This is a genomic window from Bacillus sp. FJAT-14266 (assembly GCF_001719225.1).
Classification (GTDB): Bacteria; Bacillota; Bacilli; order Bacillales; family Bacillaceae; genus Bacillus; species Bacillus subtilis.
Window position 1 is genome coordinate 557,037 of the sequence record NZ_CP017072.1, and the last position, 25,050, is coordinate 582,086.

21 protein-coding genes and 1 pseudogene are annotated in these 25,050 nt (G+C 46.3%); 17 read left to right on the forward strand and 5 right to left on the reverse strand.

The window, feature by feature from the left end; translation table 11 throughout:
* Positions 1 to 11 precede the first annotated feature (11 nt).
* Both narK and fnr read left to right on the forward strand, forming a co-directional pair.
* Positions 12 to 1,199: a nitrate transporter NarK gene (narK, locus tag BGM23_RS02960; protein WP_014478287.1), complete on the forward strand. Its 1,188-nt coding sequence runs from the start codon at positions 12 to 14 to the stop codon at positions 1,197 to 1,199.
* A gap of 98 nt (positions 1,200 to 1,297) precedes the next feature.
* Positions 1,298 to 2,014, forward strand: a complete 717-nt coding sequence (fnr, locus tag BGM23_RS02965) for a fumarate/nitrate reduction transcriptional regulator Fnr (protein ID WP_003243241.1) — start codon at positions 1,298 to 1,300, stop codon at positions 2,012 to 2,014.
* Between the two features lie 31 nt (positions 2,015 to 2,045).
* On the opposite strand, the gene BGM23_RS02970 is transcribed toward fnr, so the two are convergent.
* Positions 2,046 to 2,765, reverse strand: a complete 720-nt coding sequence (locus tag BGM23_RS02970) for a YwiC-like family protein (RefSeq protein ID WP_014481214.1) — start codon at positions 2,763 to 2,765, stop codon at positions 2,046 to 2,048.
* Positions 2,766 to 2,908: 143 nt separating this feature from the next.
* Between BGM23_RS02970 and arfM the strand changes: the two genes are divergently transcribed.
* The 9 genes and pseudogenes from arfM (at position 2,909) to BGM23_RS03015 (ending at position 14,336) form a co-directional block, all read left to right on the forward strand.
* Complete coding sequence (gene arfM / locus BGM23_RS02975; protein WP_046663998.1) at positions 2,909 to 3,385, forward strand: Crp/Fnr family transcriptional regulator ArfM; 477 nt, start codon at positions 2,909 to 2,911, stop codon at positions 3,383 to 3,385.
* Between the two features lie 190 nt (positions 3,386 to 3,575).
* Complete coding sequence (locus BGM23_RS02980; RefSeq protein ID WP_046663997.1) at positions 3,576 to 7,262, forward strand: nitrate reductase subunit alpha; 3,687 nt, start codon at positions 3,576 to 3,578, stop codon at positions 7,260 to 7,262.
* Positions 7,252 to 8,715 carry a nitrate reductase subunit beta gene (gene narH / locus BGM23_RS02985; RefSeq protein WP_014481212.1) on the forward strand — a complete coding sequence of 488 codons (1,464 nt, stop codon included), beginning with the start codon at positions 7,252 to 7,254 and terminating at the stop codon, positions 8,713 to 8,715. The genes BGM23_RS02980 and narH overlap by 11 nt, the downstream gene beginning before the upstream one ends.
* Before the next feature lie 25 nt (positions 8,716 to 8,740).
* Positions 8,741 to 9,295, forward strand: coding sequence for a nitrate reductase molybdenum cofactor assembly chaperone (narJ, locus tag BGM23_RS02990; RefSeq protein ID WP_017696266.1), 555 nt, complete (start codon positions 8,741 to 8,743; stop codon positions 9,293 to 9,295).
* Positions 9,292 to 9,963, forward strand: coding sequence for a respiratory nitrate reductase subunit gamma (narI, locus tag BGM23_RS02995; protein ID WP_046663996.1), 672 nt, complete (start codon positions 9,292 to 9,294; stop codon positions 9,961 to 9,963). The genes narJ and narI overlap by 4 nt, the downstream gene beginning before the upstream one ends.
* Before the next feature lie 185 nt (positions 9,964 to 10,148).
* Positions 10,149 to 10,353 (forward strand): annotated as a pseudogene (locus BGM23_RS22085) (YitT family protein); the annotation flags it as partial.
* A 130-nt stretch (positions 10,354 to 10,483) separates the two neighbouring features.
* Positions 10,484 to 11,986 (forward strand): cardiolipin synthase, encoded by a 1,503-nt coding sequence (cls, locus tag BGM23_RS03005; protein WP_003242612.1) that lies wholly within the window; start codon positions 10,484 to 10,486, stop codon positions 11,984 to 11,986.
* Between the two features lie 88 nt (positions 11,987 to 12,074).
* A complete protein-coding gene (locus tag BGM23_RS03010) occupies positions 12,075 to 13,802 on the forward strand; it encodes an ABC transporter ATP-binding protein (RefSeq protein WP_029726071.1) in 1,728 nt (575 codons plus the stop codon).
* Positions 13,803 to 13,811: 9 nt separating this feature from the next.
* A complete protein-coding gene (locus BGM23_RS03015; RefSeq protein ID WP_029726070.1) occupies positions 13,812 to 14,336 on the forward strand; it encodes a dihydrofolate reductase family protein in 525 nt (174 codons plus the stop codon).
* A 41-nt stretch (positions 14,337 to 14,377) separates the two neighbouring features.
* Here BGM23_RS03015 and BGM23_RS03020 read toward each other — a convergent pair whose 3' ends face one another.
* From BGM23_RS03020 to cls (BGM23_RS03030), 3 genes are all read right to left on the reverse strand, one after another.
* Complete coding sequence (locus BGM23_RS03020; protein ID WP_003227597.1) at positions 14,378 to 14,650, reverse strand: hypothetical protein; 273 nt, start codon at positions 14,648 to 14,650, stop codon at positions 14,378 to 14,380.
* A gap of 80 nt (positions 14,651 to 14,730) precedes the next feature.
* Entirely contained in the window at positions 14,731 to 15,693 is a 963-nt protein-coding gene (uvsE, locus tag BGM23_RS03025; protein ID WP_029726069.1) for a UV DNA damage repair endonuclease UvsE, read from the reverse strand.
* A gap of 12 nt (positions 15,694 to 15,705) precedes the next feature.
* On the reverse strand, positions 15,706 to 16,902 hold the full coding sequence (gene cls, locus BGM23_RS03030; RefSeq protein WP_029726068.1) for a cardiolipin synthase: 1,197 nt from the start codon (positions 16,900 to 16,902) through the stop codon (positions 15,706 to 15,708).
* Positions 16,903 to 17,056: 154 nt separating this feature from the next.
* Between cls (BGM23_RS03030) and BGM23_RS03035 the strand changes: the two genes are divergently transcribed.
* The 4 genes from BGM23_RS03035 to pyrG all read left to right on the forward strand — a co-directional run bounded on the left by BGM23_RS03035 (position 17,057) and on the right by pyrG (position 22,863).
* Positions 17,057 to 19,174 (forward strand): heterodisulfide reductase-related iron-sulfur binding cluster, encoded by a 2,118-nt coding sequence (locus BGM23_RS03035; RefSeq protein WP_029726067.1) that lies wholly within the window; start codon positions 17,057 to 17,059, stop codon positions 19,172 to 19,174.
* Positions 19,171 to 20,310 (forward strand): acyl-CoA dehydrogenase AcdA, encoded by a 1,140-nt coding sequence (gene acdA / locus BGM23_RS03040; protein ID WP_029726066.1) that lies wholly within the window; start codon positions 19,171 to 19,173, stop codon positions 20,308 to 20,310. The genes BGM23_RS03035 and acdA overlap by 4 nt, the downstream gene beginning before the upstream one ends.
* Before the next feature lie 182 nt (positions 20,311 to 20,492).
* Positions 20,493 to 21,014: a DNA-directed RNA polymerase subunit delta gene (gene rpoE, locus BGM23_RS03045; RefSeq protein ID WP_014665742.1), complete on the forward strand. Its 522-nt coding sequence runs from the start codon at positions 20,493 to 20,495 to the stop codon at positions 21,012 to 21,014.
* A 241-nt stretch (positions 21,015 to 21,255) separates the two neighbouring features.
* Complete coding sequence (gene pyrG, locus BGM23_RS03050; RefSeq protein ID WP_003227612.1) at positions 21,256 to 22,863, forward strand: glutamine hydrolyzing CTP synthase; 1,608 nt, start codon at positions 21,256 to 21,258, stop codon at positions 22,861 to 22,863.
* Between the two features lie 81 nt (positions 22,864 to 22,944).
* On the opposite strand, the gene BGM23_RS03055 is transcribed toward pyrG, so the two are convergent.
* The gene (locus BGM23_RS03055; protein ID WP_029726065.1) at positions 22,945 to 23,466 is read right to left on the reverse strand and encodes a DUF2529 domain-containing protein; all 522 of its coding nucleotides are present in this window, start codon (positions 23,464 to 23,466) and stop codon (positions 22,945 to 22,947) included.
* A gap of 165 nt (positions 23,467 to 23,631) precedes the next feature.
* On the opposite strand from BGM23_RS03055, the gene spo0F reads away from it, so the two are divergent.
* Together spo0F and BGM23_RS03065 are read left to right on the forward strand one after the other, a co-directional pair.
* Positions 23,632 to 24,006, forward strand: coding sequence for a sporulation initiation phosphotransferase Spo0F (gene spo0F / locus BGM23_RS03060; protein ID WP_003227621.1), 375 nt, complete (start codon positions 23,632 to 23,634; stop codon positions 24,004 to 24,006).
* Positions 24,007 to 24,186: 180 nt separating this feature from the next.
* Complete coding sequence (locus BGM23_RS03065; RefSeq protein ID WP_003243339.1) at positions 24,187 to 25,044, forward strand: class II fructose-bisphosphate aldolase; 858 nt, start codon at positions 24,187 to 24,189, stop codon at positions 25,042 to 25,044.
* The last annotated feature ends 6 nt before the right edge of the window (positions 25,045 to 25,050 follow it).

A 25,050-nucleotide genomic window follows, 5' to 3' on the forward strand; every position in this document is an offset into this window, starting at 1 on the left:
GGGCAAGCCAAATGATCAACCGTCAACACATTCAATTATCGTTACAGTCATTAAGCTTGGTGGCAGGGTTTATGGTTTGGGTGCTGATTTCATCACTCATTTCCCAAATCACATTAGATATTCATTTAAGCAAGGGCGAGATTTCTTTGGTGACGGCGATTCCTGTGATCCTCGGGTCGCTTCTCCGCATTCCTTTAGGGTATTTAACGAACAGGTTTGGCGCGCGGCTCATGTTTATGGTCAGCTTCATCCTGCTTTTATTTCCTGTATTTTGGATCAGTATCGCGGACTCTCTGTTTGATTTAATCGCAGGCGGCTTTTTCTTAGGGATCGGGGGAGCGGTGTTTTCCATTGGAGTGACCTCCCTCCCGAAATATTATCCGAAAGAAAAGCACGGTGTCGTCAATGGGATTTACGGTGCAGGAAATATCGGGACAGCCGTTACGACATTTGCAGCGCCGGTTATCGCTCAAGCCGTCGGGTGGAAATCAACCGTGCAGATGTATCTGGTTTTGCTGGCTGTCTTTGCCTTACTGCACGTTTTGTTCGGCGACAGGCATGAGAAGAAGGTCAAAGTTTCTGTTAAGACTCAAATCAAAGCCGTTTACCGAAATCATGTGCTATGGTTTCTGAGCCTGTTTTATTTTATTACGTTCGGTGCCTTTGTCGCCTTCACTATCTATCTGCCGAACTTTCTGGTGGAGCATTTTGGGCTGAATCCTGCAGATGCCGGCTTGCGGACGGCTGGCTTTATTGCGGTTTCTACGCTGCTCAGGCCTGCGGGCGGATTCCTGGCTGATAAAATGAGCCCGCTCCGCATCTTGATGTTTGTTTTTGCCGGGCTTACATTATCAGGCATTATCCTATCGTTCTCGCCGACAATCGGCCTTTATACGTTTGGATCATTAACCGTGGCCGTCTGCTCAGGCATAGGAAACGGAACTGTTTTTAAACTGGTGCCTTTCTATTTTTCGAAGCAAGCGGGGATTGCCAATGGGATTGTGTCTGCCATGGGCGGTTTAGGCGGCTTTTTTCCTCCGCTCATATTGGCGAGTGTATTTCAGGCAACAGGCCAGTACGCGATCGGGTTTATGGCGCTTTCAGAGGTGGCGTTAGCCAGTTTTGTCCTTGTCATATGGATGTATTGGCAGGAAAGAATGAAAACACACACGGAGAGAAACAGCCAGAGCATCAACTAACACTGGGGCATTCACAAGATTGTTAGTTTTTTCTCGATGGGTACAAATCAATTCACGTTACAATAAACACACAACGTGACTTTCTTCGAGGTGAGCTCATGAATTTTCTCTCTGTTCGACCATCTGATAGTGATCTTATATCCAGCGATCTGTATGAATTGCTGGAATCGATCAGCACGAAAAGAAAAATGGAAAAACACACGTATTTGTTTCGGGAAGGAATGGATGCAGAAGAGCTTTATCTGATTCAATCAGGACTCATTGAAATCGGCAAGCTGACATCTGACGGAAAAGACCTGACGCTTAGAATCTGCCAAAAGCATGATATCGTCGGAGAATTAACACTTTTCACTGAAGAACCAAGGTATATGCTCAGTGCAAAAGTACTAGAGGATGGCGAGGTGCTCGTCATTAATAAAAATAAGCTGGAAAAAGAATTAATCCAAAACGGCGCTTTGACATTTGAGTTCATGAAATGGATGAGCACGCACCTCCGGAAGATTCAGTCCAAAATCAGGGATCTGCTTCTTCATGGCAAAAAGGGGGCGCTCTATTCTACCCTTATCCGCTTATCAAACAGCTACGGAGTGGAGCGAAGCGACGGCATTCTGATTAACATTGTCCTGACAAATCAGGATTTGGCAAAGTTTTGCGCGGCTGCACGGGAAAGCGTCAATCGTATGCTCGGAGATCTCCGCAAAAAAGGGGTTATTTCGATAGACGAATCCGGAAAAATTATTTTGCACAAGCGGGACTATTTACGATGTGAGATTGAGTGTGAAAATTGCCCGCTGGAGATTTGCAATATTGACTGAAAAAAACAAGGACAGCGGTGTCCTTGTTTTTTTACCTTGTGATAAACAGGCACATGACGGCAAGAAAGAAGCAGGCATTCACGATTTCAAGAATGCCAATCGTTTTTACGGGCCAATCCCTTCCATGAAAAAACCATGCCCGCAAGCTGCTCGGGATAAAAGCGAGAAACGCCCATCCTGCTCCGAAAAGAGCGGATAAAAAGGGGAGCAGCAGGTGATATCCCCATGACCAGTATGCAAATGCCCTGTTTTTTCTCTCGCGGATCACCGATTTCACATAAAAGGAACTCCCGATAAAAAATAAAGCAGACTGCAAGAAAATAAACCAAGCCCAGCCGTCAAGGGTTCCCATCCCCAGCCAGCAGCTCGCAAACCCGCCCGAACAAAAGAACAAGACACCTGCAACATCATTCAATAAGGCTCGTTCGTTTTTTCTGCGGGCAAAATACATATGTATGAGAAACAGCGGCAGTAAAGAAACGCCCACCCAGATGAGAGGCGGCTTATGAAAGACCGAGATCATCAAAAAGCAGCAGGCGGGAAAACCGTAATAACACATCCACTTTTGATATGGTTTGCTTTGTTTCTTTTTTAAGGCAAGCGTAACGGGATAAACCGCTAAGTATAGGAAAAGCCAACCAAGGAAGAGCGGAATATGCCAAATAACGGGGCCTCCCTTGACCATGCCGAGTAAAAATGGGATCAGCAGCATCGCCCACGCCCCGTGCTGCTTCGGAATCAGCGCCTTCATCGAAATCCTCCTTTTTTCTTTCATTATAAATGCATTCACCCTCCTGATAAGTGACATTCATCATACAGGCTGTGAAATACATCACTGCTGTACAGGCTCAGTCGAGCTACACTAAAGCTATCCTTAGCACAGGAGGTTTTCCTATGAATCAGTGTGACTATTTATTATTTCTGAAACAACTTCCTATGTTTAATGAAGTGCCTCTATCCATTGTCGAAACCTTGCTGAAAAACGGCACGTTTATCCGCGGTTCATGTGATCAGTCTCCATCTTTTCTTCATTCTCAATCTGTTTATATTGTATTAAAAGGCAGTGTCCGTTTTATGGACACAAGGCTCCCTGAAGGGTCGAAAACCGTTGCGCTGTGGGAAAAAGGCGATGTGTTGCCGATTGATGAAAAAGGCGGGCTTTATTTATCGCCCTTTATCTCAGTCAATGCCACTTCAGACATTCTGATTCTCAACATCCCATATTACATATTTAAGAAAATGATGTCTTATCATCCGCAGCTGCAAATGAACTTTTTGGCTATGCTTCAGCAAAATGTTTTTTGTTCCTATCAATTATTTTTGCGGTATTTGCATACATCACAGGATGAAAACGCCGAGCCCGGTTCTTAAATAGAGCCGGTTTTTTTGATCTTTGAAAGGCGGCTAATGACCCAAGCGTTCTGCCTGAACGCAGCCTTCCTTCTCCTTTGTGTGAACATTTTGTGAAAAAAGCGGAGTGTGTGACATAGTTCACAAGGAAACACGCTGTCTCTGTTTATAGTGAACTTAGCATCACCTGACTCGGAAGGAGTGAACTCTCATGAAGAAAAAGAAAAGGAGTCCGTTGTTTAGGAGATTGAATTATTTCTCTCCTATCGAACACCATTCAAATAAACATAGCCAAACCACCCGCGAAGATCGCGATTGGGAGAATGTATACAGAAACAGATGGCAGTACGACAAAGTCGTTCGCTCCACCCACGGCGTTAACTGTACAGGGTCTTGTAGCTGGAATATTTATGTGAAAAACGGAATTGTCACGTGGGAAGGGCAAAATTTGAATTATCCATCAACAGGCCCGGATATGCCTGATTTTGAACCGAGAGGCTGCCCGCGGGGGGCCAGTTTTTCATGGTATATCTACAGCCCGCTGCGTGTGAAATATCCATACGTGCGCGGTGTACTGATTAATTTATGGCGGGAGGCACTGCAAGAACATCAAAATCCATTGGAAGCCTGGAAATCGATCGTCGAAAACCCTGAAAAAGCGAAGTCCTATAAACAGGCGAGAGGGAAAGGCGGTTTTGTGCGTGCTGAATGGCCGGAGGTGCTGAAGCTGATTTCAGCCTCTCTGCTGTATACAGTGATGAAATACGGGCCTGACCGAAACGTCGGTTTTTCTCCGATTCCGGCCATGTCCATGATCAGCCACGCATCAGGCTCCCGGTTTATGTCGTTAATCGGAGGCCCTATGCTCAGTTTTTATGACTGGTATGCGGATCTTCCTCCAGCATCCCCGCAAATTTGGGGTGACCAGACGGACGTTCCGGAAAGCAGTGATTGGTACAATTCCGGCTATATTATCACATGGGGCTCCAACGTTCCGTTAACGAGAACGCCTGACGCGCATTTTTTGGCGGAGGCCCGCTATAAAGGCGCTAAGGTCATTTCGATCAGTCCAGATTTTGCGGAATCCTCAAAGTTCGCGGATGACTGGCTGAGTATTCGCCAAGGGACTGACGGGGCGCTTGCGATGGCGATGGGTCACGTTATTCTGCAGGAATTTTACGTGAACCAAGAAACTGAACGTTTTATTGAGTACGCGAAGCAATACACTGATTTTCCATTTCTCGTCACTCTGTCAAAAGAAAATGGCGTATACACAGCGGGACGGTTTCTGCATGCGAAGGACATCGGGCGGAAGACAAAGCATGATCAGTGGAAGCCTGCGGTTTGGGATGAACAGACAAGTTCATTTGCCATACCCCAAGGGACAATGGGCTCGCGCTGGGACGGGCAGCAGAAATGGAACCTGCACATGATTGATGAAGAAACCGGGGAACCGATTGAACCCCGTCTCTCTGTGCTGGGAATAGAGGACGAAATCGGCACGGTGCGCATCCCGTATTTTTCAAATGACGGAAACAAAGTGCTCGAGCGGGATCTTCCTATTAAAAAAATGAACCTGAACGGTGAAGAAACGTACATCACGACCGTGTTTGACTTGATACTGGCTAACTACGGCGTGAACCGGGGCATCGGCGAACGATCGGCTGTCTCCTATGATGACCCTGAGCCGTTTACGCCTGCCTGGCAGGAACAAATGACAGGAATCAAAAAAGAAGCTGTCGTTAAGATTGCCAGAGAGTTTGCCCAAAATGCGATCGATACAGACGGCCGGTCCATGATTATCGTAGGGGCCGGCATTAACCACTGGTTCAACTCCGACACGATCTACCGAGCAGTGTTAAATCTTGTTTTACTTGTAGGCGCCCAAGGCGTAAACGGCGGAGGCTGGGCCCATTACGTGGGGCAGGAAAAGCTCCGACCTGCTGAAGGGTGGCAGACGATTGCAACTGCAAAGGACTGGGAGGGCGTGCCCAAGCTGCAAAACGGCACCTCATTTTTCTACTTTGCGACAGATCAGTGGCGTTATGAGGACCAGCCGATCAGTGATTTGGCATCACCGATTGCTGCGTCATCCCGCTACAAGCACCACGCTGATTACAATGTGCTGGCCGCGCGGCTGGGGTGGCTTCCGTCTTACCCGACTTTCAATCAAAATGGCATCGATCTGTATAAAGAAGCTGAAAAAGCAGGGGCAGCAACACCTGAAGACGTTGGTGCGTACGTGGCCTCACAGCTCCAAGAGAAAAAACTGAAATTCGCGATTGAAGATCCTGATAATGAAGTGAATTTTCCAAGAAATCTCTTCGTATGGCGGGCAAATCTGATCTCAAGCTCAGGAAAAGGGCATGAATATTTTCTCAAGCATTTGCTGGGGACGACGAACGGCTTGATGAATGACGACAGCGACAGCATCCGCCCTGAAGAAATCAAATGGCGGGAGCAGGCGCCGGAAGGAAAGCTCGACTTGTTAATCAATCTTGACTTCCGAATGGCCGGTACGGCGCTGTATTCCGATATCGTGCTGCCGGCGGCGACATGGTATGAAAAACACGATCTCAGCAGCACAGATATGCATCCGTTCATTCATCCATTTGCTCCGGCGATCTCAGCTCCGTGGGAATCGAAGTCAGACTGGGATATTTTCAAGGCGCTGTCAAAAGCCGTTTCCGATCTGGCAGAAGAAGTCAATATGGAGCCGGTGAAAGAAGTGGTTGCGACGCCGCTGCTCCACGACACCATGCAGGAATTGGCCCAGCCATTCGGCAAAATCAATGACTGGAGCAAGGGCGAATGTGAAGCCATTCCGGGAAAAACGATGCCGAACATCCAAGTCGTTGAACGGGATTACAAACACATTTTTCATAAAATGACCGCACTCGGTCCTAACGCTGCTTTAAAGCCGAGCGGAACAAAAGGGATGAGCTGGTCAATAGCCGATGAATATGAATCACTCAAACAGAGACTGGGAGAAATCACCTCAGACAGCGTGGCAAAGGGATGTCCAAATATAAGTGAAGCAAAGCAGGCGGCAGAAGCGGTTTTAACCCTATCATCCACTTCGAATGGAAAGGTCGCCGTAAAAGCATGGGAATCACTTGAAAACATCACAAACCTGAAGCTGAAAGACCTGGCGGAAGAACGCGAGGAAGAATGCTTTACGTTCGAACAAATTACAGCCCAGCCGAAAACGGTGATCACGTCTCCGGCGTTTTCCGGCTCTGAAAAAGGAGGGCGCAGGTATTCGCCGTTTACAACAAATGTTGAAAAATTAATTCCGTGGCGGACGCTGACAGGCAGACAATCCTATTATGTCGATCATGAACTGATGATGGAATTCGGTGAAACGATGGCGACATTCAAACCGATCCTCCAGCATCGCCCGTTTCTGAGCAAGCGGCCTGATCAAGAGGGAAAAGAAATCGTCCTCAATTATTTGACGCCGCATAATAAATGGTCTGTCCACAGCATGTATTTTGATTCTCTGCCGATGCTGACGCTGTTCCGCGGCGGGCCGACCGTGTGGATGAATAAAGATGATGCAGAGGACACGGATATCAAAGACAACGATTGGATTGAATGCTTTAACCGAAACGGTGTTGTCGTCGCGAGAGCCGTTTTGTCTCATCGGATTCCTAAAGGAATGGCGTTTATGCACCATGCCCAGGACCGCCACATCAACGTGCCCGGCACAAAGCTGACGAATAACCGCGGAGGCACCCATAACAGCCCGACAAGGATACACGTCAAGCCGACCCAGATGATCGGGGGCTATGCCCAGCTCAGCTACGGCTTTAATTATTACGGTCCAACGGGGAATCAGCGCGACCTGAACGTCGTCATCCGCAAGCTGAAGGAGGTCGATTGGCTTGAAGATTAAAGCGCAAATCGGTATGGTCATGAACTTGGATAAATGCATCGGCTGCCACACGTGCAGCGTCACCTGCAAAAACACGTGGACAAACCGTTCCGGTGCGGAATATATGTACTTCAATAATGTAGAAACAAAGCCGGGCATCGGCTACCCGAAGCAATGGGAGGACCAGGACAAATATAAAGGCGGCTGGACATTGAAAAAAGGAAAGCTCGAGCTGAAATCGGGCTCGAAAACCAATCGGCTTGCAGGCCTTTTCTATAATCCGAATCAGCCGTCGATTGATGATTACTATGAGCCCTGGAACTATGATTATGAAACATTAACGAACAGCCCGCAGAAAAAACACCAGCCAGTAGCACGCCCGAAATCGTCCTTGACGGGGGATTTCATGAATATCGAATGGGGTCCGAACTGGGAGGATGATCTCGCGGGCGGCCACATAACGGGACTTGAAGATCCCAATGTACAAAAGATGGAGGAATCGATCAAAACAGAATTCGATGAGGTTTTTATGATGTATTTGCCCCGTATTTGCGAGCACTGCATCAACCCGGCGTGCGTCTCATCCTGTCCATCCGGCGCCATGTACAAACGCGAGGAGGACGGCATTGTGCTTGTGGATCAAAATGCATGCCGTTCATGGAGATATTGCGTCTCATCCTGTCCTTATAAAAAAGTCTATTTTAACTGGCAAACGAACAAAGCGGAAAAATGCACACTCTGCTTTCCGCGTTTGGAGGCGGGACTGCCAACCATCTGCTCTGAGACGTGTGTTGGCAGAATCCGCTACCTCGGCGTCATGCTGTATGACGCGGACAAAGTGGAGGAAGCGGCATCTGTTGAAAATGAAAAGGATCTCTACCATTCCCAATTGGACGTTTTTCTTGATCCAAATGATCCTGAGGTTGCCAAGCTGGCAAAAGAACAAGGCATTCCGGCTGAATGGATAGAGGCTGCGCAGCAATCGCCGATCTATAAAATGATCATTGACTGGAAGATTGCGCTGCCGCTTCATCCAGAGTACCGCACGTTGCCCATGGTGTGGTACATTCCGCCGCTCAGCCCGATTATGAATCTCTTTGAAGGAAAAGGCAGCCGGCAATCCGCGGAAGATATTTTTCCGGCTATCGACCAAATGAGAATCCCGATAGATTATTTGGCGCAGCTGTTAACAGCCGGTGATACGGATCATATTCGGTCAACGTTGAAGAAAATGTCTGTCATGCGCCAGTATATGAGAGCGATCCAGACGAATAAATCAATCGACCCGGAACTGATCTCCAGTGTCGGCTTAACAGAACAGCAAATTGAAGATATGTATCGGCTGCTTGCGATTGCCAAATATGATGACCGCTTTGTGATACCGAGCAGTCATCGAGAAGAAGTTTCAGATTTATATGCTGAACAAGGGAGCTGCGGCTTATCATTTTCAGGCGGCCCCGGCTCCTGTTTCTAACTTTTGATAAATGAGGTGTAACAAGATGAACACCACAGACCGGCAAATGACGTTCTCCGCTCTTTCCACTCTTCTCTCTTATCCGGATGAAGAGTGGAGAGCCGAGATTCCCGATTGGAAGGCTCTTATCCATGAAATCAGCAACCGGCAAATCCGGGAGAAGCTGCTGCACTTTTTCGAAGCGTCAGCCAGCTTTTCACCGGAAGCGCTGATTGAACACTATGTCTATACATTCGACTTTGGGAAAAAAACAAATATGTATGTCACCTACTTTAACTCGGGCGAGCAAAGGGAACGCGGCGTTGAATTGCTGCATTTAAAAAACACATACGAGCAATCCGGTTTCCTGCCGACAGAGAAAGAGCTGCCTGATTATCTGCCGCTGATGCTGGAATTTGCTGCGGCTGCAGAAATTGAAGCAGCGAGAAGCGTGTTTGAGAAATATCTGTCCAATGTGAGGGAGCTGGCATCCCGTCTCGAAAAAAATGACAGTATATACGCTGAACTGCTGCACGTGCTGCTGGCCGCGCTTGAAAACATTGGCGTACGTGAAAGCGTTGAAGGGGCTGTTCAGGCATGAGCGGGCAGATCCTCTGGGGTATTATGCCATACATTGTATTGACAATCTTTATCGGCGGCCATATTTACCGCTACCAGCATGACCAATTTGGCTGGACGGCGAAATCAAGCGAGATGTTAGAAAAGAAAAAACTTGCGGCGGGCAGCACACTTTTTCACTGGGGACTGCTGTGCGTTGTCGGCGGGCATGTCATGGGGATTCTGATCCCGGAAGGCGTGTATGCTTCCCTTGGCATTTCAGAGCATATGTATCACAAAATGGCGATTGGCGCTGGCTTGACGGCGGGCATTGCGGCATGTACCGGACTTGTCATCCTGACGTACAGAAGGCTGTTTGACAAAAGAATCCGCAAAACGAGCTCGCCATCCGATATCCTTACGCTGCTCCTGCTGCTGTTCATGATGCTGTCGGGCGTTGCGGCCACGTTTCTCAACATTGATTCGAAAGGATTTGATTACCGGACCACAGTCGGGCCGTGGTTCAGGGAAATCGTTTTGTTCAGGCCTGACGCCTCTTTGATGGAGAGTGTCCCGCTATGGTTTAAGTTTCATATTGTGATAGGCTACGTCGTTTTTATCCTGTGGCCGTTTACAAGATTGGTTCATGTGTTCAGTCTGCCGCTCAAGTATCTGACCCGCAGCTACGTTGTATATCGGAAACGCTCGTGAAAATCCCCCTTGAAGAGGGGGATTTTTTTATCTTGATGAAAACATAAGATATCTTCTGAAAAGGTAATGGCTGGGCGGCCGGGAATCCTGTTGTGTTTGTATTTGGAAATAACATCAAGAATAAAACGGATTTTACTCATTTTAAACCGGCGGAACAGCAGATTATGACTCAGCCTGACTAACTCCTTATTTTCTTTCTGATCAATATCCCGTTTTATATATTTTTCTCATCAGAATGGGTATCAAATTTACTCTATCCACCGTATTTGCAGTCACAGCGCCGCCTTCTTTTCGGCGCTTGCCGGAGTGCTGAGCGGGTTCGGCCTGCCGCTCATGTTGTCACTCGGCGTTGCCAATAGTCTTGCTTTATTTCTGCAGAAACGATGCGGATGAATTCCCTGACAGTTAGTTTTCTCTAAACCTCTCCTCTTTTGGCGGAGAGGTTTTTTACTTACAAGGTTTATCGATTAGAAAAAAGAGGTAATACAGAGGTAATTGAATCAGATTGGAGAGAATCAGGATGCTGAAAAGGAGACTGGAATTTTTCTTTTTATATATGATGCTCATCGGGGCATATGTCATTTGGTTTTTTCCGGTTTCCAGGCTTGAGTTTTACGGAGGATTGCTTTGCTATATAAGCATTATTTTGTTCAGCATCTATTCATTAATTCTTGAAAACCGCACCTCGCAGCACACGCTGCTATGGATCCATATTCTTGTCTTTTTTCCAATCGTCGGCTACGTGTTTTATCTGTTTTCGGGACAGCTTTATGTAAAGGGAAAGCTGTTTAAGACAAAACGAATGTACAACAGGGAAAAGCTCAGGAAGCTGTTTGACAAGGAGGAAACGCCCGAAGTGACAGGGCTGAAGGACAATCAAGAGAGGTTCTTTACATATTCCATCAGGGCTGCCCATATGAATATCAATACGAAAAGCAACATCAAAGTGCTGAAAAACGGCGAAGAAACCTTCCCGGACATTTTCAAAGCAATGAGAAAAGCGGAATCTTACATACATATTGAATACTACATGTTTAAATCAGACATGCTCGGACGCGGCATGATGGATATTATGATGGAGAAAGCGCGCCAGGGTGTCGAGGTGAGGTTTTTATACGATGCGGCAGGAAGCATGAAGCTAGCAAGAAGAGATATTATGAGAATGAAACAAGCGGGGGTGGACATCGTCCCGTTTTCTCCGCTGAAATACGGGTTTTTCAACCAGAAGCTGAATTTCAGAAATCACCGGAAAATCGTGATCATCGATGGGAAAACCGGTTTTGTGGGTGGATTAAATGTTGGGAAGGAATATATCAGCAGAGATCCGTACATCGGATTTTGGAGAGATACACACCTGCGGCTTGAGGGGGAAATTGTGCAAACGCTCCACGCTATCTTTATGCTGGATTGGGAATACGTCTCCAATGAAGTGTTAATTGATCAAGAGGAGTACAATACCCCGGTTCCCGTGGAAGGAGGAGGCATTTATCAAATTGTCGCGACAGGCCCTGACATGAAGGAAAGCATGAGCGATCTTTATTATGAAATGATTTCTTCAGCGCAGAAATCAATATGGATCGCCACGCCCTATTTTGTCCCCAATGAATCCATTCGCACGGCGCTAAAAGCAGCGGCGACAAAGGGGGTAGAGGTAAGGGTTATGGTGCCGGAGAAGAACGACAGCTTTTTGACCCAATACGCGTCGAGGTCCTATTTCCCGGAGCTGCTCCTTGAGGGCATTGAAGTGTACTCCTACCAAAAAGGCTTCATGCATCAAAAAGTCATGATCATTGATGGCGATCTCGCCTCCGTCGGTACCGCGAATATGGACATGCGCAGCTTTCAGCTCAACTTTGAAGTGAATGTGTTCTTCACGGATGCCGAAGCGATCCGAACCCTTGAGGCCCATTTTGAAGAAGATATGCAGGAAAGTGAAAAGCTCAGCCCTGTCGGCTTTTATAAAAGAGGCGTGGCTGACCGGACAAAAGAGTCATTTGCCCGCCTGTTTTCAGGTGTTCTGTAAGAAAAAAGAAATCTGATCTTTCAAAACAGCCCGTGTATAGTATAATTGAGAAATATTATCAGTTATTTATACATTGGGGGAAGATAGGGTGCTGCGGCAATTTTTTTCATATTATAAACCATATAAAACGTTGTTCTTTCTCGACTTTTTCTCAGCGATCGCGGGAGGTTTAATGGAGCTGAGTTTTCCTTTGATCGTCAATTATTTTATTGATACCTTGCTGCCGGGCAGGGACTGGGGACTTATCATCGCGACCTCAATCGGGTTATTTGCGGTGTACGCGCTCAGCTCGGCTCTTCAGTATATCGTGACCTACTGGGGACACATGCTTGGTATCAATATTGAGACTGATATGAGAAAGTCGCTTTTTGACCATTTGCAAAAGCTCTCGTTCAAATTTTACGACAACAACAAGACGGGAACGCTGATGTCGAAGCTCACGAACGATTTAATGTATATCGGTGAAGTCGCCCATCACGGTCCGGAAGACTTATTCATTGCGGTCATGACCATTCTCGGGGCGTTCGGAGTGATGCTGTTTATTAACTGGCAGCTTGCTTTATTAACGTTTATCATTATGCCGATCGTCATTTGGCTAGCGCTTTATTTCAACAAAAAAATGACCAAAGCATTTACCACGCTGAACAAGGATATCGGAGACTTCAGCGCGCGTGTAGAAAATAACATCGGCGGCATCCGGCTTGTGCAGGCGTTCGGAAATGAAGCGTTTGAAAAAGAACGTTTCGCCGTCAATAACCAGCGTTTTCGTGTCACAAAGCTTTCTTCCTACAAAATCATGGCGAAAAACGGTTCAATCAGCTATATGCTGACCCGGTTTGTCACGCTGTTTGTCCTTTTGTGCGGGACGTGGTTTGTCATTCGCGGCTCCTTATCGTACGGGGAATTTGTGGCGTTTGTGCTCCTGACGAATGTGCTGTTCAGGCCTATTGACAAAATTAATGCCATTATCGAAATGTATCCGAGGGGGATCGCGGGTTTCAAAAGCTATATGGAGCTCATGGAGACAGAGCCGGATATTCAGGACTCGCCTGATGCGAAAGATGTTTCCGGCCTGAAGGGCAATATCCGCTATAAACATGTTTCGTTTGGCTATGATGACCATCACAATGTCCTCAATGACATCAACCTATCCATTCAAGCGGGGGAAACGGTGGCGTTCGTCGGTCCGTCAGGTGCGGGGAAATCAACGCTTTGCAGTCTGCTTCCGCGTTTTTATGAAGCATCAGAGGGCGACATTACGATTGACGGCATCAGTATAAAAGACATGACGCTTTCTTCGTTGCGCGGGCAGATTGGAGTCGTGCAGCAGGACGTTTTCTTATTCTCGGGCACGCTTAGAGAAAATATCGCCTACGGCCGACTAGGCGCATCAGAAGAAGACATTTGGCAAGCTGTGAAGCAGGCGCATCTGGAAGAGCTCGTCCATAACATGCCCGATGGGTTGAATACTATGATTGGCGAACGCGGCGTGAAGCTTTCCGGCGGGCAAAAACAGCGTCTGTCAATTGCAAGGATGTTCTTGAAAAATCCGTCGATCTTGATTCTCGACGAAGCCACCTCAGCTCTTGATACAGAGACGGAAGCGGCGATCCAAAAGGCGCTTCAAGAGTTGTCTGAGGGGCGCACGACGCTTGTCATCGCCCACAGGCTGGCGACGATCAAAGACGCGGACAGAATTGTAGTCGTCACAAACAACGGTATTGAAGAACAAGGCCGTCATCAAGACCTGATCGAAGCCGGAGGCCTATACAGCAGGCTGCATCAAGCGCAATTCGGGCAAATGGTGCATCGATAGGAGGAGAACATGGAAAGAAAAACTGTGCTGTACATTGCTGTTTCATTGGACTGGATGATCGCAAAAGAAGATGGAAGCATCGATTGGCTGGATGAATTTGAAGGTGAAGGTGACAACGGCTACAGTGATTTTTATCAGACTGTTGATACAGTCATTCTAGGGCGGAGCACATATGAGCACGTTAAAGTGCTAACACCGGTTTTCCCGTATCAGGATAAAACCTGCTATGTTTTTACAGGATCGCCCGACAGTTATCAAGATGAACATGTGACGTTTATCAATGAGGGAGCCAGAGCCTTCACTGCCCGTTTGAAACAGGAAAAAGGCTCAAACATCTGGATAGCTGGCGGGGCAGAGCTTGTGAATGCCTTTATGAAAGAAGATGCCATCGACGAATTCATCATCACTGTTATTCCCGTCGTTTTAGGAAGCGGCATCCCGCTGTTTCACGAACTAACAAATGAAACAAAACTGCGGTTAAAAGGGACAAAACAATTTGGACAAGCGGTTCAGCTCCATTATGTAAGAGCATAAGAAAAAGGATAGACAGATGTCTATCCTTTTTTGTATGTAAGTTAGAGCGCTTCTCTCTCAGCAGGCTCGATGAGATTTTGGAATTTTTCAATGAGCTGTGATGCTTTTGTTCCTTCAACTACGATCAGATATTCCTTTTCATTATGAGCCATGCGGAACGTTTCAAGCTCAATTAAGCTTTTGATTTTGCACATCGTTTTCTTTGAATAAATATAAACCTCGTGGCTTCCGGAATGGCACATTTTATAAAGATGAATCAAATTTCTTAAAGTAAAGGCCTGTGCGGCTACTTTCAGAGACTTGATATTTTTCATGATCTTTCTCCTCCATCGATTGTTGTCTTATATAGGCTAAGTTCCCAAAGCTGACAAGTCGTAAACCTATTTTTGCACATTTATGACTTCCATTGCAGCGCACCGCCCCCGATGCGTTTGACACCGCGGATGGAGCTTAATTCATCCATCAAGCGGAGAAGCGCCTTGTCTTTCTGCTTTGCTTCAATCATGAAATCAATATTCGTTCCCCATTGCCTAAAGCGTTCCAACAGCGGCAGCAAAAAGTTGGCGTCAACATAATCGGCGTGGCTGCGTATCGCTTGCTCCGATTTTGGGGAAGACAAGTGAACCTTTGGCTGAAGGCCGATCCGCTCCCACGTTTTGATCATGCGGGGCAGTGCTACATTCAGGTCGGCGTGATCGTCTGGATTGGCGTAAAAATGATGAAAGTCAAAGACAAACGGAACATCCTCCTGCTCACAGACCTGAAGCGTTTCTTCCGTTGTATATGTTTTATCATCATTTTCAAGTGTCATCCGATCTTTGATCTCCTGCGGCAGCTGTTTTATATTTTGATGAAATTGTGCAGTGGCGGTGTCTTTATTTCCGTAAGCGCCGCCAATATGAATGTTGATAACGGAGCGATCAGCAATGCCCATGGCCTCAAGCATGCGGTAGTGATACGCCATATCGGTTACCGCATTTTTTGTGAGGGATTCCTTCGGGCTCGTAAACAGAGTGAATTGATTTGGATGAAAGCTTGTTCGCAGTTGATGTGTTTTAACAAGCTCTCCAATCTCCCGAAACTCTTTTTGAAACGGTGTTACAAAATCCCACATCACGTCGGGATGCGTAGCCAGCGGCACAATCGAACTGGAAAAACGGTACAAAGGAATGCCGTGGCCGATGATATAGTGAAGGGTTCTCATCGTATTACGCAAATTGGCTTTTGTCACAGTCAGAAGCGCTTCTTTTCTTTCAGTCTTTGAAAGCTTTGAATAACGCGCGAATGTCAATGTTTTAGCGGGAGACGCATCCCAAAGGCTCATCGCATTTGAAACGAACCCGAATCTGAAAATCATAGGAACTCTCCTTTATAAGAAATAAGATAATGCCCTGCCGAGCCATTCCGCCGGGCGCTGCCTGAATGTGCGCTTGCTGAAATCCTCCATCGTCAGCAGCTCCGACTTTTTCATATCCTCCTCAATCGTGGCATAGACTTCACTTGTAAACGCTTCGTCATCAATTTCGACATTCACCTCTTCATTTAAAAACAGGCTCCGTTTATCGAAGTTGGCTGTTCCGATTATGCTGAGATGGTCGTCTATGATGAGGGCTTTTACATGATAAAATCCTTGATAATAACGATAAATAAGACAGCCGGCATCCAAGAGCTCCGAATAATACGTAAAAGCTGCTTCTCGTACCAGCGGATGGTCTGATTTCATCGGTACAATGATTCTCACGGATACGCCGTTTTTTCTTGCATTAATAAGGGCCTCTTGAAGCGGTTTTGATGGAATGTAATAAGGCGTGCAAACCGTAAGGCGATTCTTCGCTTGTGCAATGTTGGCCAAGTATATGTTTTCAAGGGAATAACCGTCGGTCGCATATATCTTGTGAGAAATAGCCCCTTGCTGAAGCTTTGGCCAAACATCCGAACCCAGAACGATTCCGGTATTACGTTTTAGATCAGAAGCAAAAAGCGTTTGAAGATCATGTACGCCTTCTCCCATCATGCGCAGATGATAATCCTCCCAATTGCCGAACTTCGCCTTCTTTCCAAGATATTCTTCGGCGATATTAAATCCGCCGATATAACCGATTTTTCCGTCTATCACCGTAATCTTCCGGTGATTCCGTTTTTGCATGTGAAAAAAGAAAAAAGGAAAACGGGGACGATTCATCACATGGACATGGACGCCGGCATTTTTCATCGTCTGCAGCGCCGTTTTTTTAATTGCCCGGCAGCCCGCCCAATCCAGAAGCAAATAAACGGATACGCCAGCTTGGGCTTTTGTTTTCAGCAAGGTATACATATTGTGGCTGACATCATCATTTTTCATAATAAAAAACATCATGTGAACAGAAGAGGCGGCCTGGCGAATATCATTCATCATCCGCTCAACGAGATCAGCGCCGCAGTGGATCAATTCGATGTCACTCTTCTTTTTTGAAAAAACAGGCTCGTACGCCTTTTTTCTGTATCCGGCACGGCCCATGAAGATATCAAGCAGAATCAAGGCAAAGAAAATAACGACAATGATCATAATCACGATAAATACCTTCATACCGGCACTCCTTTCCGTAGTAAAGGTAGTGTGCCCGAACAGCAGGAATTTAATTATTGACTGAACACTCATTCATTATTTATCATAAAGATAATCTTATACAGATTCGGGGGTAGGGGATCGCGGTCTTTATCAGTAAAAAGGGGGAATTGGAATGAGCGGCTTTCTCATCGCAAATGCATTATTATTTCTGATTGTAACCGCTTACGCTGTCTATTTGTTTGTGTACTTGGTCAAAACGAGACTGGCCTACATCAAGCTCGGCCAGAAAGAACAATTTGATCAACGGTTCAAGGAAAGGCTTCACGCCATATGGGTGAATGTATTCGGACAGAAAAAACTGCTCAAGGACAAGAAAAGCGGAATCATTCACGTCATGTTTTTCTACGGATTTATATTGGTTCAGTTCGGAGCAATTGACTTTATCATCAAAGGACTGGCTCCCGGCCGGAATCTGCCGCTTGGCCCGGTCTATCCCGCCTTCACCTTTTTTCAGGAAATTGTTACGTTTCTCATTTTAATTGCTGTTGGGTGGGCATTCTACAGACGTTATATCGAAAAGCTCGTGAGGCTGAAACGCGGTTTCAAAGCCGGACTCGTTCTCATTTTTATCGGAGGATTAATGCTGACCGTTCTGCTTGGGAACGGGATGAATCTGATTTGGCATGAGCATGGGCTTTCTTGGAGCGAGCCAATTGCCTCAGGTATTGCGTTTATGCTTAGCGGTGTCGGGAAAACAGGCGCGGCGGTGATTTTCTATATCGCATGGTGGATCCATCTTCTGTTCTTGCTTAGCTTTTTAGTGTACGTGCCTCAGTCGAAGCATGCCCATTTAATCGCCGGCCCGGCAAACGTCTTTTTCAATCGAATGGAATCTGCCGGAAAACTTGAAAAAATTGATTTTACCGACGAAACGAAAGAAAGCTACGGAGCGGGAAAAATTGAGGATTTCAGACGGTCTCAGCTGCTTGATCTGTACGCGTGTGTCGAGTGCGGCCGCTGTACAAATATGTGTCCTGCAACAGGCACCGGAAAAATGCTTTCTCCGATGGACTTGATTTTGCGTCTCAGAGACCATCTCACGGAAAAAGGCGCTGCCGTCACCTCGCGCTCCCCATGGGTGCCCGCAGCAGCGTTTCGGCATACGAGAGGCAATCAGCTGGCTGCTTCGTCAGCGGGCAGCGGATCGCAGGAAGCCGCAGCGGCGCTTGATTACAATCCAAGCTTGATCGGCGACGTCATCACAGAGGAAGAAATTTGGGCATGCACCACTTGCCGAAACTGTGAGGATCAATGCCCGGTCATGAATGAGCACGTGGATAAAATCATCGATCTCCGCCGCTACCTCGTACTGACAGAAGGAAAAATGGACAGTGACGCCCAGCGCGCAATGACAAGTATTGAGCGGCAGGGGAATCCGTGGGGACTCAACCGCAAGGAACGTGAAAATTGGCGTGACGAGGCGCCGGATGCTGAGATTCCGACTGTAAAAGAAATGAAAAAAGAAGGAAAAGAATTTGAGTACCTTTTCTGGGTAGGCTCCATGGGGTCTTACGACAACAGAAGCCAGAAAATCGCAATTTCCTTTGCCAAGCTGCTCAATCACGCGGGCGTGTCCTTCGCGATCCTCGGCAATAAAGAAAAAAATTCAGGAGACACGCCGCGCCGCCTCGGAAATGAATTTTTGTTCCAAGAGCTGGCTGAGAAGAATATTTCTGAATTTGAAAAAAATGATGTCAAAAAAATCGTTACGATCGATCCCCATGCATACAATTTATTTAAAAACGAATATCCGGATTTCGGATTTGAAGGCGAGGTTTATCATCATACAGAAGTGCTGGCCGAGCTTGTGAAAAACGGAAAATTAAGACCGCAGCACCCGCTTCATGAGACGATTACCTTCCATGATTCGTGCTATTTGGGCCGGTACAATGAAGTCTATGATCCGCCGAGAGAGATTTTGAAAGCCATTCCGGGCGTGCAGCTTGTTGAAATGGAGAGAAGCCGGGAAACCGGCATGTGCTGCGGAGCCGGCGGGGGATTAATGTGGATGGAGGAAGAAACAGGCAACAGGATTAACGTCGCCAGGACAGAGCAAGCGCTCGCAGTCAACCCATCGGTGATCAGTTCTGGCTGTCCGTATTGTCTTACGATGCTTGGGGACGGCACAAAGGCGAAGGAAGCCGAAGACCAAGTCAAAACGTACGATGTCGTCGAGCTTCTGGCTCAATCCGTTTTAGGCGCTGATCTGAAAATGGGGGAGAAGCAATGAATTTTTCATTATCAGAAGAACATGAGATGATACGAAAATTGGTGCGCGATTTTGCGAAGCATGAGGTGGCCCCGACAGCGGCAGAACGGGACGAACAAGAACGCTTCGATCGCGAGTTGTTTCGGGAAATGGCAAATCTGGGGCTGACGGGAATTCCGTGGCCTGAAGATTACGGCGGAATCGGAAGTGACTATTTAGCCTACGTTATCGCGGTGGAGGAGCTGTCAAAAGTGTGCGCCTCCACCGGTGTGACGCTTTCCGCCCATATCTCTCTTTGCAGCTGGCCGCTGTTTGCCTTTGGGACAGAGGAACAGAAGACAGAGTACTTAACACAGCTGGCCCTCGGAGAGAAAATCGGCGCATTCGCTTTGACCGAAGCAGGGTCTGGCTCTGACGCCGGCAGCATGAAAACAACTGCTGAACGAATCGGCGATGACTATGTGTTAAATGGTTCCAAAGTGTTTATCACAAACGGCGGCGTTGCTGATATTTACATTGTTTTTGCCGTCACCGATCCCGAGAAAAAGAAAAAAGGCATTACCGCTTTTATAGTAGAAAAGGATTTTGAAGGATTTTTTACAGGCAAGAAAGAAAAGAAGCTGGGCATCCGTTCTTCACCGACAACGGAAATCATGTTCGAAGATTGTGTAGTGCCCGCATCAAAGCGTCTCGGAGAAGAAGGAGAAGGCTTCAAAATCGCGATGAAGACGCTTGACGGAGGCAGAAACGGCATAGCTGCACAAGCCGTAGGCATCGCCCAAGGAGCGCTTGATGCGGCGCTTCTATATGCAAAAGAGCGAAAGCAATTCGGAAAATCGATCGCCGAGCAGCAGGGCATCGCTTTTAAACTCGCGGATATGGCGACAATGATAGAAGCTTCAAGGCTATTGACCTATCAGGCTGCGTGGTTAGAATCATCGGGCCTCCCATATGGAAAAGCTTCCGCCATGTCCAAACTGATGGCTGGGGATACGGCGATGAAGGTAACGACCGAAGCTGTGCAGATTTTCGGCGGCTACGGCTATACAAAAGATTATCTGGTGGAACGCTATATGCGTGATGCAAAAATCACGCAAATCTATGAAGGCACTCAAGAAATTCAAAGACTGGTCATCTCCAGAATGCTCGCGGATTAACGGAAAACATCTCTCAGTCGGATCACTCTTGTAAAATTATTTAAATTAACGCTGTTAAGGGTAGCATATTCTGTTTTATTTTGTTTATAATGAGAGGTATGGTTTGTATAAGAACGATACAAAATCGCTTTCATTATTGATAAAACAGATACATATAAGTAATAGAAAGGGAGTGTCCGACCTTGGGTATCAAACAATATTCACAGGAAGAGCTAAAGGAAATGGCTTTAGTTGAAATCGCTCACGAATTATTTGAAGAACATAAAAAACCAGTTCCTTTTCAGGAGCTTTTAAATGAAATCGCATCTTTGCTCGGCGTGAAAAAAGAAGAGCTTGGAGACCGCATCGCTCAATTTTATACAGATTTAAACATTGACGGCCGCTTCCTGGCGCTTTCTGACCAGACGTGGGGGCTTCGCAGCTGGTATCCGTATGATCAGCTTGATGAAGAAACTCAGCCGACAGTCAAGGCGAAAAAGAAAAAAGCGAAGAAAGCAGTCGAAGAAGATCTTGATCTTGACGAGTTTGAAGAGATCGACGAAGACGACCTTGATTTGGATGAAGTTGAGGAAGAACTCGATCTTGAAGCCGACGATTTTGACGATGAAGATCTTGACGAAGACGACGACGATCTTGAGATCGAAGAAGATATTGTTGATGAAGATGATGAAGACTATGATGATGAAGAAGAGGAAATTAAATAGTATCAGATTTCATCTTCAAAACGATCTTGACTTTCATAGTCGAACTAGGTAGTATGTATTTTGGGCTCTTCAAAAACGAAGAGAGAACATAGTACGTTATGCTCCCTTTCAAGAAATTGAAAGGGAGCTTTCTTATTTTCACCCCTCATTTTTCTTATAAATCATTTAAAAGGCTAAATGATTTTTTATAAAATAGTACATTTTAAAAATGTAGCTAAGAGCGAAGAGAGGAGCAAACGAAATGACGAAATATATTTTTGTAACCGGGGGAGTTGTATCCTCACTTGGAAAGGGTATTGTAGCAGCTTCATTAGGGCGTTTGCTGAAAAACCGCGGACTGAACGTGACGATTCAAAAATTCGATCCATACATCAACGTTGACCCGGGAACAATGAGCCCGTACCAGCACGGTGAAGTATTCGTAACGGATGACGGCGCTGAAACAGACTTGGACCTTGGTCACTATGAGCGTTTTATCGACATTAACCTGAATAAATTCAGCAACGTGACAACAGGTAAAATCTATTCAACAGTTCTTAAAAAAGAACGACGCGGAGATTACCTTGGAGGAACCGTACAGGTCATTCCGCACATCACAAACGAATTGAAAGACCGTGTTTACCGCGCAGGGAAAGAGACAAACGCAGATGTTGTCATTACAGAAATTGGCGGTACTGTCGGAGACATCGAATCACTGCCATTCCTTGAAGCGATCCGCCAAATGAAGAGCGACATCGGCCGTGAAAACGTAATGTACATCCACTGTACGCTCGTGCCTTACATTAAAGCTGCTGGCGAATTAAAAACAAAACCGACACAGCACAGCGTAAAAGAATTGCGCAGCTTGGGCATTCAGCCAAACATCATCGTCGTTCGTACAGAAATGCCGATTTCTCAAGATATGAAAGATAAAATCGCGCTTTTCTGCGACATCGATACAAAAGCGGTTATTGAATGTGAAGATGCGGACAACCTTTACTCCATTCCGCTGGAGCTTCAAAAACAAGGGCTTGATAAGCTTGTTTGCGAGCACATGAAATTGGCATGCAAAGAAGCGGAAATGTCCGAGTGGAAAGAGCTTGTTAACAAAGTCAGCAACCTGTCTCAAACGATTACAATCGGCCTTGTCGGCAAATACGTTGAGCTTCCTGACGCATACATTTCTGTTGTCGAGTCTCTCCGCCATGCGGGCTATGCGTTTGACACAGATGTAAAAGTGAAGTGGATCAACGCGGAAGAAGTGACAGAAAACAATATCGCAGAACTCACAAGCGGAACAGACGGCATCATTGTGCCGGGCGGATTCGGAGACCGCGGTGTTGAAGGAAAAATCGTCGCGACAAAATACGCGCGCGAAAACAACATTCCGTTCTTGGGCATTTGCTTGGGCATGCAGGTGGCGTCTATTGAATACGCACGAAACGTATTGGGCTTAAAAGGCGCTCACTCAGCGGAAATTGATCCGTCAACTCAATACCCGATCATTGATCTTCTTCCTGAACAAAAGGATGTTGAGGATCTTGGGGGAACGCTTCGTCTCGGCCTTTACCCTTGTAAGCTTGAAGAAGGCACGAAAGCCTTTGAAGTGTATCAGGATGAAGTGGTGTACGAGCGCCACCGCCACCGCTATGAGTTTAACAATGAATTCAGACAGCAAATGGAAGAGCAAGGCTTCGTATTCTCAGGCACAAGCCCTGATGGACGCCTTGTTGAAATCATCGAGCTGAAAGACCACCCTTGGTTCGTGGCTTCTCAGTTCCACCCAGAGTTCAAGTCAAGACCGACAAGACCTCAGCCTCTATTCAAAGGCTTTATCGGAGCGTCTGTCGAAGCTGCAAATCAGAAGTAATAAAAAAGACTTGCCGTTTGTCAAAAGCGGGCAAGTCTTTTTTATTTGTTTCCGGCAAGTTCCAGCATGTACAATAAGATATTATGCATACTCTTGCAGAATTTCTTTTAGTGTAAACGATAAAGCGTGATAGACATACAGTGCTGTCATTAAAGAGGGAAACCCGTAACGGGTGCCGTCTTCATCGGGAACAAGCGGCATTTTTAATTTAGAATCAATATGCACATCACAATACTGTTCTATTCCCGCACTGTCTTTGGCTGCGGGCGATACGCATACGACTCCCGCACCTTTTTCATAAAGCTCTTTTGCGAGCGCCTGTTCTTCGGCTGTGCCCGTCCCTGAGCAAAACATCAGCACCCTGTCGCTTTCTGTCACTTCCTCAGCGTTTTCTGGAAAGGCTTTGACAGATGGGAAGGGTTCTTTGCTTTCGGTGGCCTCATAAAAGACGCCCTGAAGCTCATTCGCTCCGTATAAATAAATGGAATGCCCGCTGATCACCGCTTGAGCAAGCAGCCGCGCCCCATCTTCAATCGCGTCAGATTCCTTATCCTGAATGCGGGAAAAAATACCTGTTAACTGCGTCGTGAATATTTTCAACATAAGTGAATCCTCCTTTATAACGTACAATATCAGTATACAACAAAAGAGAAAATGCTCAGAAAATGTCGTAAAGTAGACTATTATAATTAAAGGAAATAGGAAAATCAAACAGAATACATACAATACTGCTTACTTTTGACGAAAATCATAATATTGGGGTGTAAAATGATGAATGAAAAAATTTTAATCGTTGATGATCAATACGGCATTCGTATTTTGCTAAATGAAGTGTTCAATAAAGAAGGCTACCAGACGTTTCAGGCTGCGAACGGCCTGCAGGCGCTTGACATTGTGACAAAAGAACGGCCCGACCTTGTGCTTTTGGACATGAAAATTCCCGGCATGGACGGAATCGAAATCTTAAAACGGATGAAGGTCATTGACGAAAACATCCGGGTCATTATCATGACGGCATACGGAGAGCTCGACATGATCCAGGAATCGAAGGAATTGGGCGCTCTGACGCACTTTGCCAAGCCGTTTGACATCGACGAAATCAGAGACGCCGTCAAAAAATATCTGCCCCTGAAGTCTAACTGACAAAAAGAAGAAACAAATGAATCATGTCATTATGTTGCCGATTTGTCGAAAAGTTGGTATCCTAGTTATGGAGAAAAAGCGATCTGAGTATTTACATATGACAGCAATATATGGGTCATGCTAGGGTGGAAAGCTTTTTTCGCTAGAAGACAATCAGGCTACATAAGGAGGACATTCGACATGCCTTTAGTTTCTATGACGGAAATGTTGAATACAGCTAAAGAAAAAGGGTACGCTGTAGGACAATTTAACTTAAACAACCTTGAGTTTACTCAAGCGATTTTACAAGCAGCTGAAGAAGAAAAATCTCCAGTGATCCTTGGTGTTTCCGAAGGTGCGGGACGCTACATGGGCGGCTTCAAAACAGTCGTTGCTATGGTAAAAGCACTTATGGAAGAGTACAAAGTGACAGTTCCTGTTGCGATTCACTTAGACCATGGTTCAAGCTTTGAATCTTGTGCGAAAGCGATTCATGCAGGTTTCACATCTGTAATGATCGACGCTTCTCACCATCCATTTGAAGAAAACGTAGCAACAACTGCTAAAGTTGTTGAGCTTGCTCATTTCCACGGAGTATCTGTAGAAGCTGAGCTTGGAACAGTAGGCGGACAAGAAGATGACGTTATCGCTGAAGGCGTAATCTACGCTGATCCTAAAGAGTGCCAAGAGCTTGTTGAGCGCACTGGCATCGACTGCCTTGCACCTGCATTAGGTTCTGTTCACGGCCCTTACAAAGGTGAGCCAAACCTTGGCTTCAAAGAAATGGAAGAGATCGGAAAATCAACTGGTCTTCCGCTAGTTCTTCACGGCGGTACTGGAATTCCAACTGCTGACATCAAAAAATCAATTTCACTTGGTACAGCTAAAATCAACGTGAATACTGAAAACCAAATTTCTTCTGCAAAAGCTGTTCGCGAAACATTGGCAGCTAAGCCTGACGAGTACGATCCACGTAAATACCTTGGACCAGCTCGTGAAGCGATCAAAGAAACAGTTATCGGTAAAATGCGTGAATTTGGTTCTTCAAACCAAGCTTAATTCAAT

Excerpts from the sequence above, each read along its gene's own strand:
- narK (WP_014478287.1), top strand. The coding sequence starts at position 12 with ATGATCAACCGTCAACACATTCAATTATCGTTACAGTCATTAAGCTTG.
- fnr (WP_003243241.1), top strand. The coding sequence starts at position 1,298 with ATGAATTTTCTCTCTGTTCGACCATCTGATAGTGATCTTATATCCAGC.
- pyrG (WP_003227612.1), top strand. The coding sequence starts at position 21,256 with ATGACGAAATATATTTTTGTAACCGGGGGAGTTGTATCCTCACTTGGA.
- spo0F (WP_003227621.1), top strand. The coding sequence starts at position 23,632 with ATGATGAATGAAAAAATTTTAATCGTTGATGATCAATACGGCATTCGT.
- BGM23_RS03015 (WP_029726070.1), top strand. The coding sequence starts at position 13,812 with ATGGAAAGAAAAACTGTGCTGTACATTGCTGTTTCATTGGACTGGATG.
- acdA (WP_029726066.1), top strand. The coding sequence starts at position 19,171 with ATGAATTTTTCATTATCAGAAGAACATGAGATGATACGAAAATTGGTG.
- cls (WP_003242612.1), top strand. The coding sequence starts at position 10,484 with ATGCTGAAAAGGAGACTGGAATTTTTCTTTTTATATATGATGCTCATC.
- BGM23_RS03020 (WP_003227597.1), bottom strand. The coding sequence starts at position 14,650 with ATGAAAAATATCAAGTCTCTGAAAGTAGCCGCACAGGCCTTTACTTTA.
- BGM23_RS03065 (WP_003243339.1), top strand. The coding sequence starts at position 24,187 with ATGCCTTTAGTTTCTATGACGGAAATGTTGAATACAGCTAAAGAAAAA.
- narJ (WP_017696266.1), top strand. The coding sequence starts at position 8,741 with ATGAACACCACAGACCGGCAAATGACGTTCTCCGCTCTTTCCACTCTT.
- BGM23_RS03035 (WP_029726067.1), top strand. The coding sequence starts at position 17,057 with ATGAGCGGCTTTCTCATCGCAAATGCATTATTATTTCTGATTGTAACC.
- uvsE (WP_029726069.1), bottom strand. The coding sequence starts at position 15,693 with ATGATTTTCAGATTCGGGTTCGTTTCAAATGCGATGAGCCTTTGGGAT.
- arfM (WP_046663998.1), top strand. The coding sequence starts at position 2,909 with ATGAATCAGTGTGACTATTTATTATTTCTGAAACAACTTCCTATGTTT.
- BGM23_RS03055 (WP_029726065.1), bottom strand. The coding sequence starts at position 23,466 with ATGTTGAAAATATTCACGACGCAGTTAACAGGTATTTTTTCCCGCATT.
- narI (WP_046663996.1), top strand. The coding sequence starts at position 9,292 with ATGAGCGGGCAGATCCTCTGGGGTATTATGCCATACATTGTATTGACA.
- BGM23_RS02970 (WP_014481214.1), bottom strand. The coding sequence starts at position 2,765 with ATGAAGGCGCTGATTCCGAAGCAGCACGGGGCGTGGGCGATGCTGCTG.
- BGM23_RS02980 (WP_046663997.1), top strand. The coding sequence starts at position 3,576 with ATGAAGAAAAAGAAAAGGAGTCCGTTGTTTAGGAGATTGAATTATTTC.
- cls (WP_029726068.1), bottom strand. The coding sequence starts at position 16,902 with ATGAAGGTATTTATCGTGATTATGATCATTGTCGTTATTTTCTTTGCC.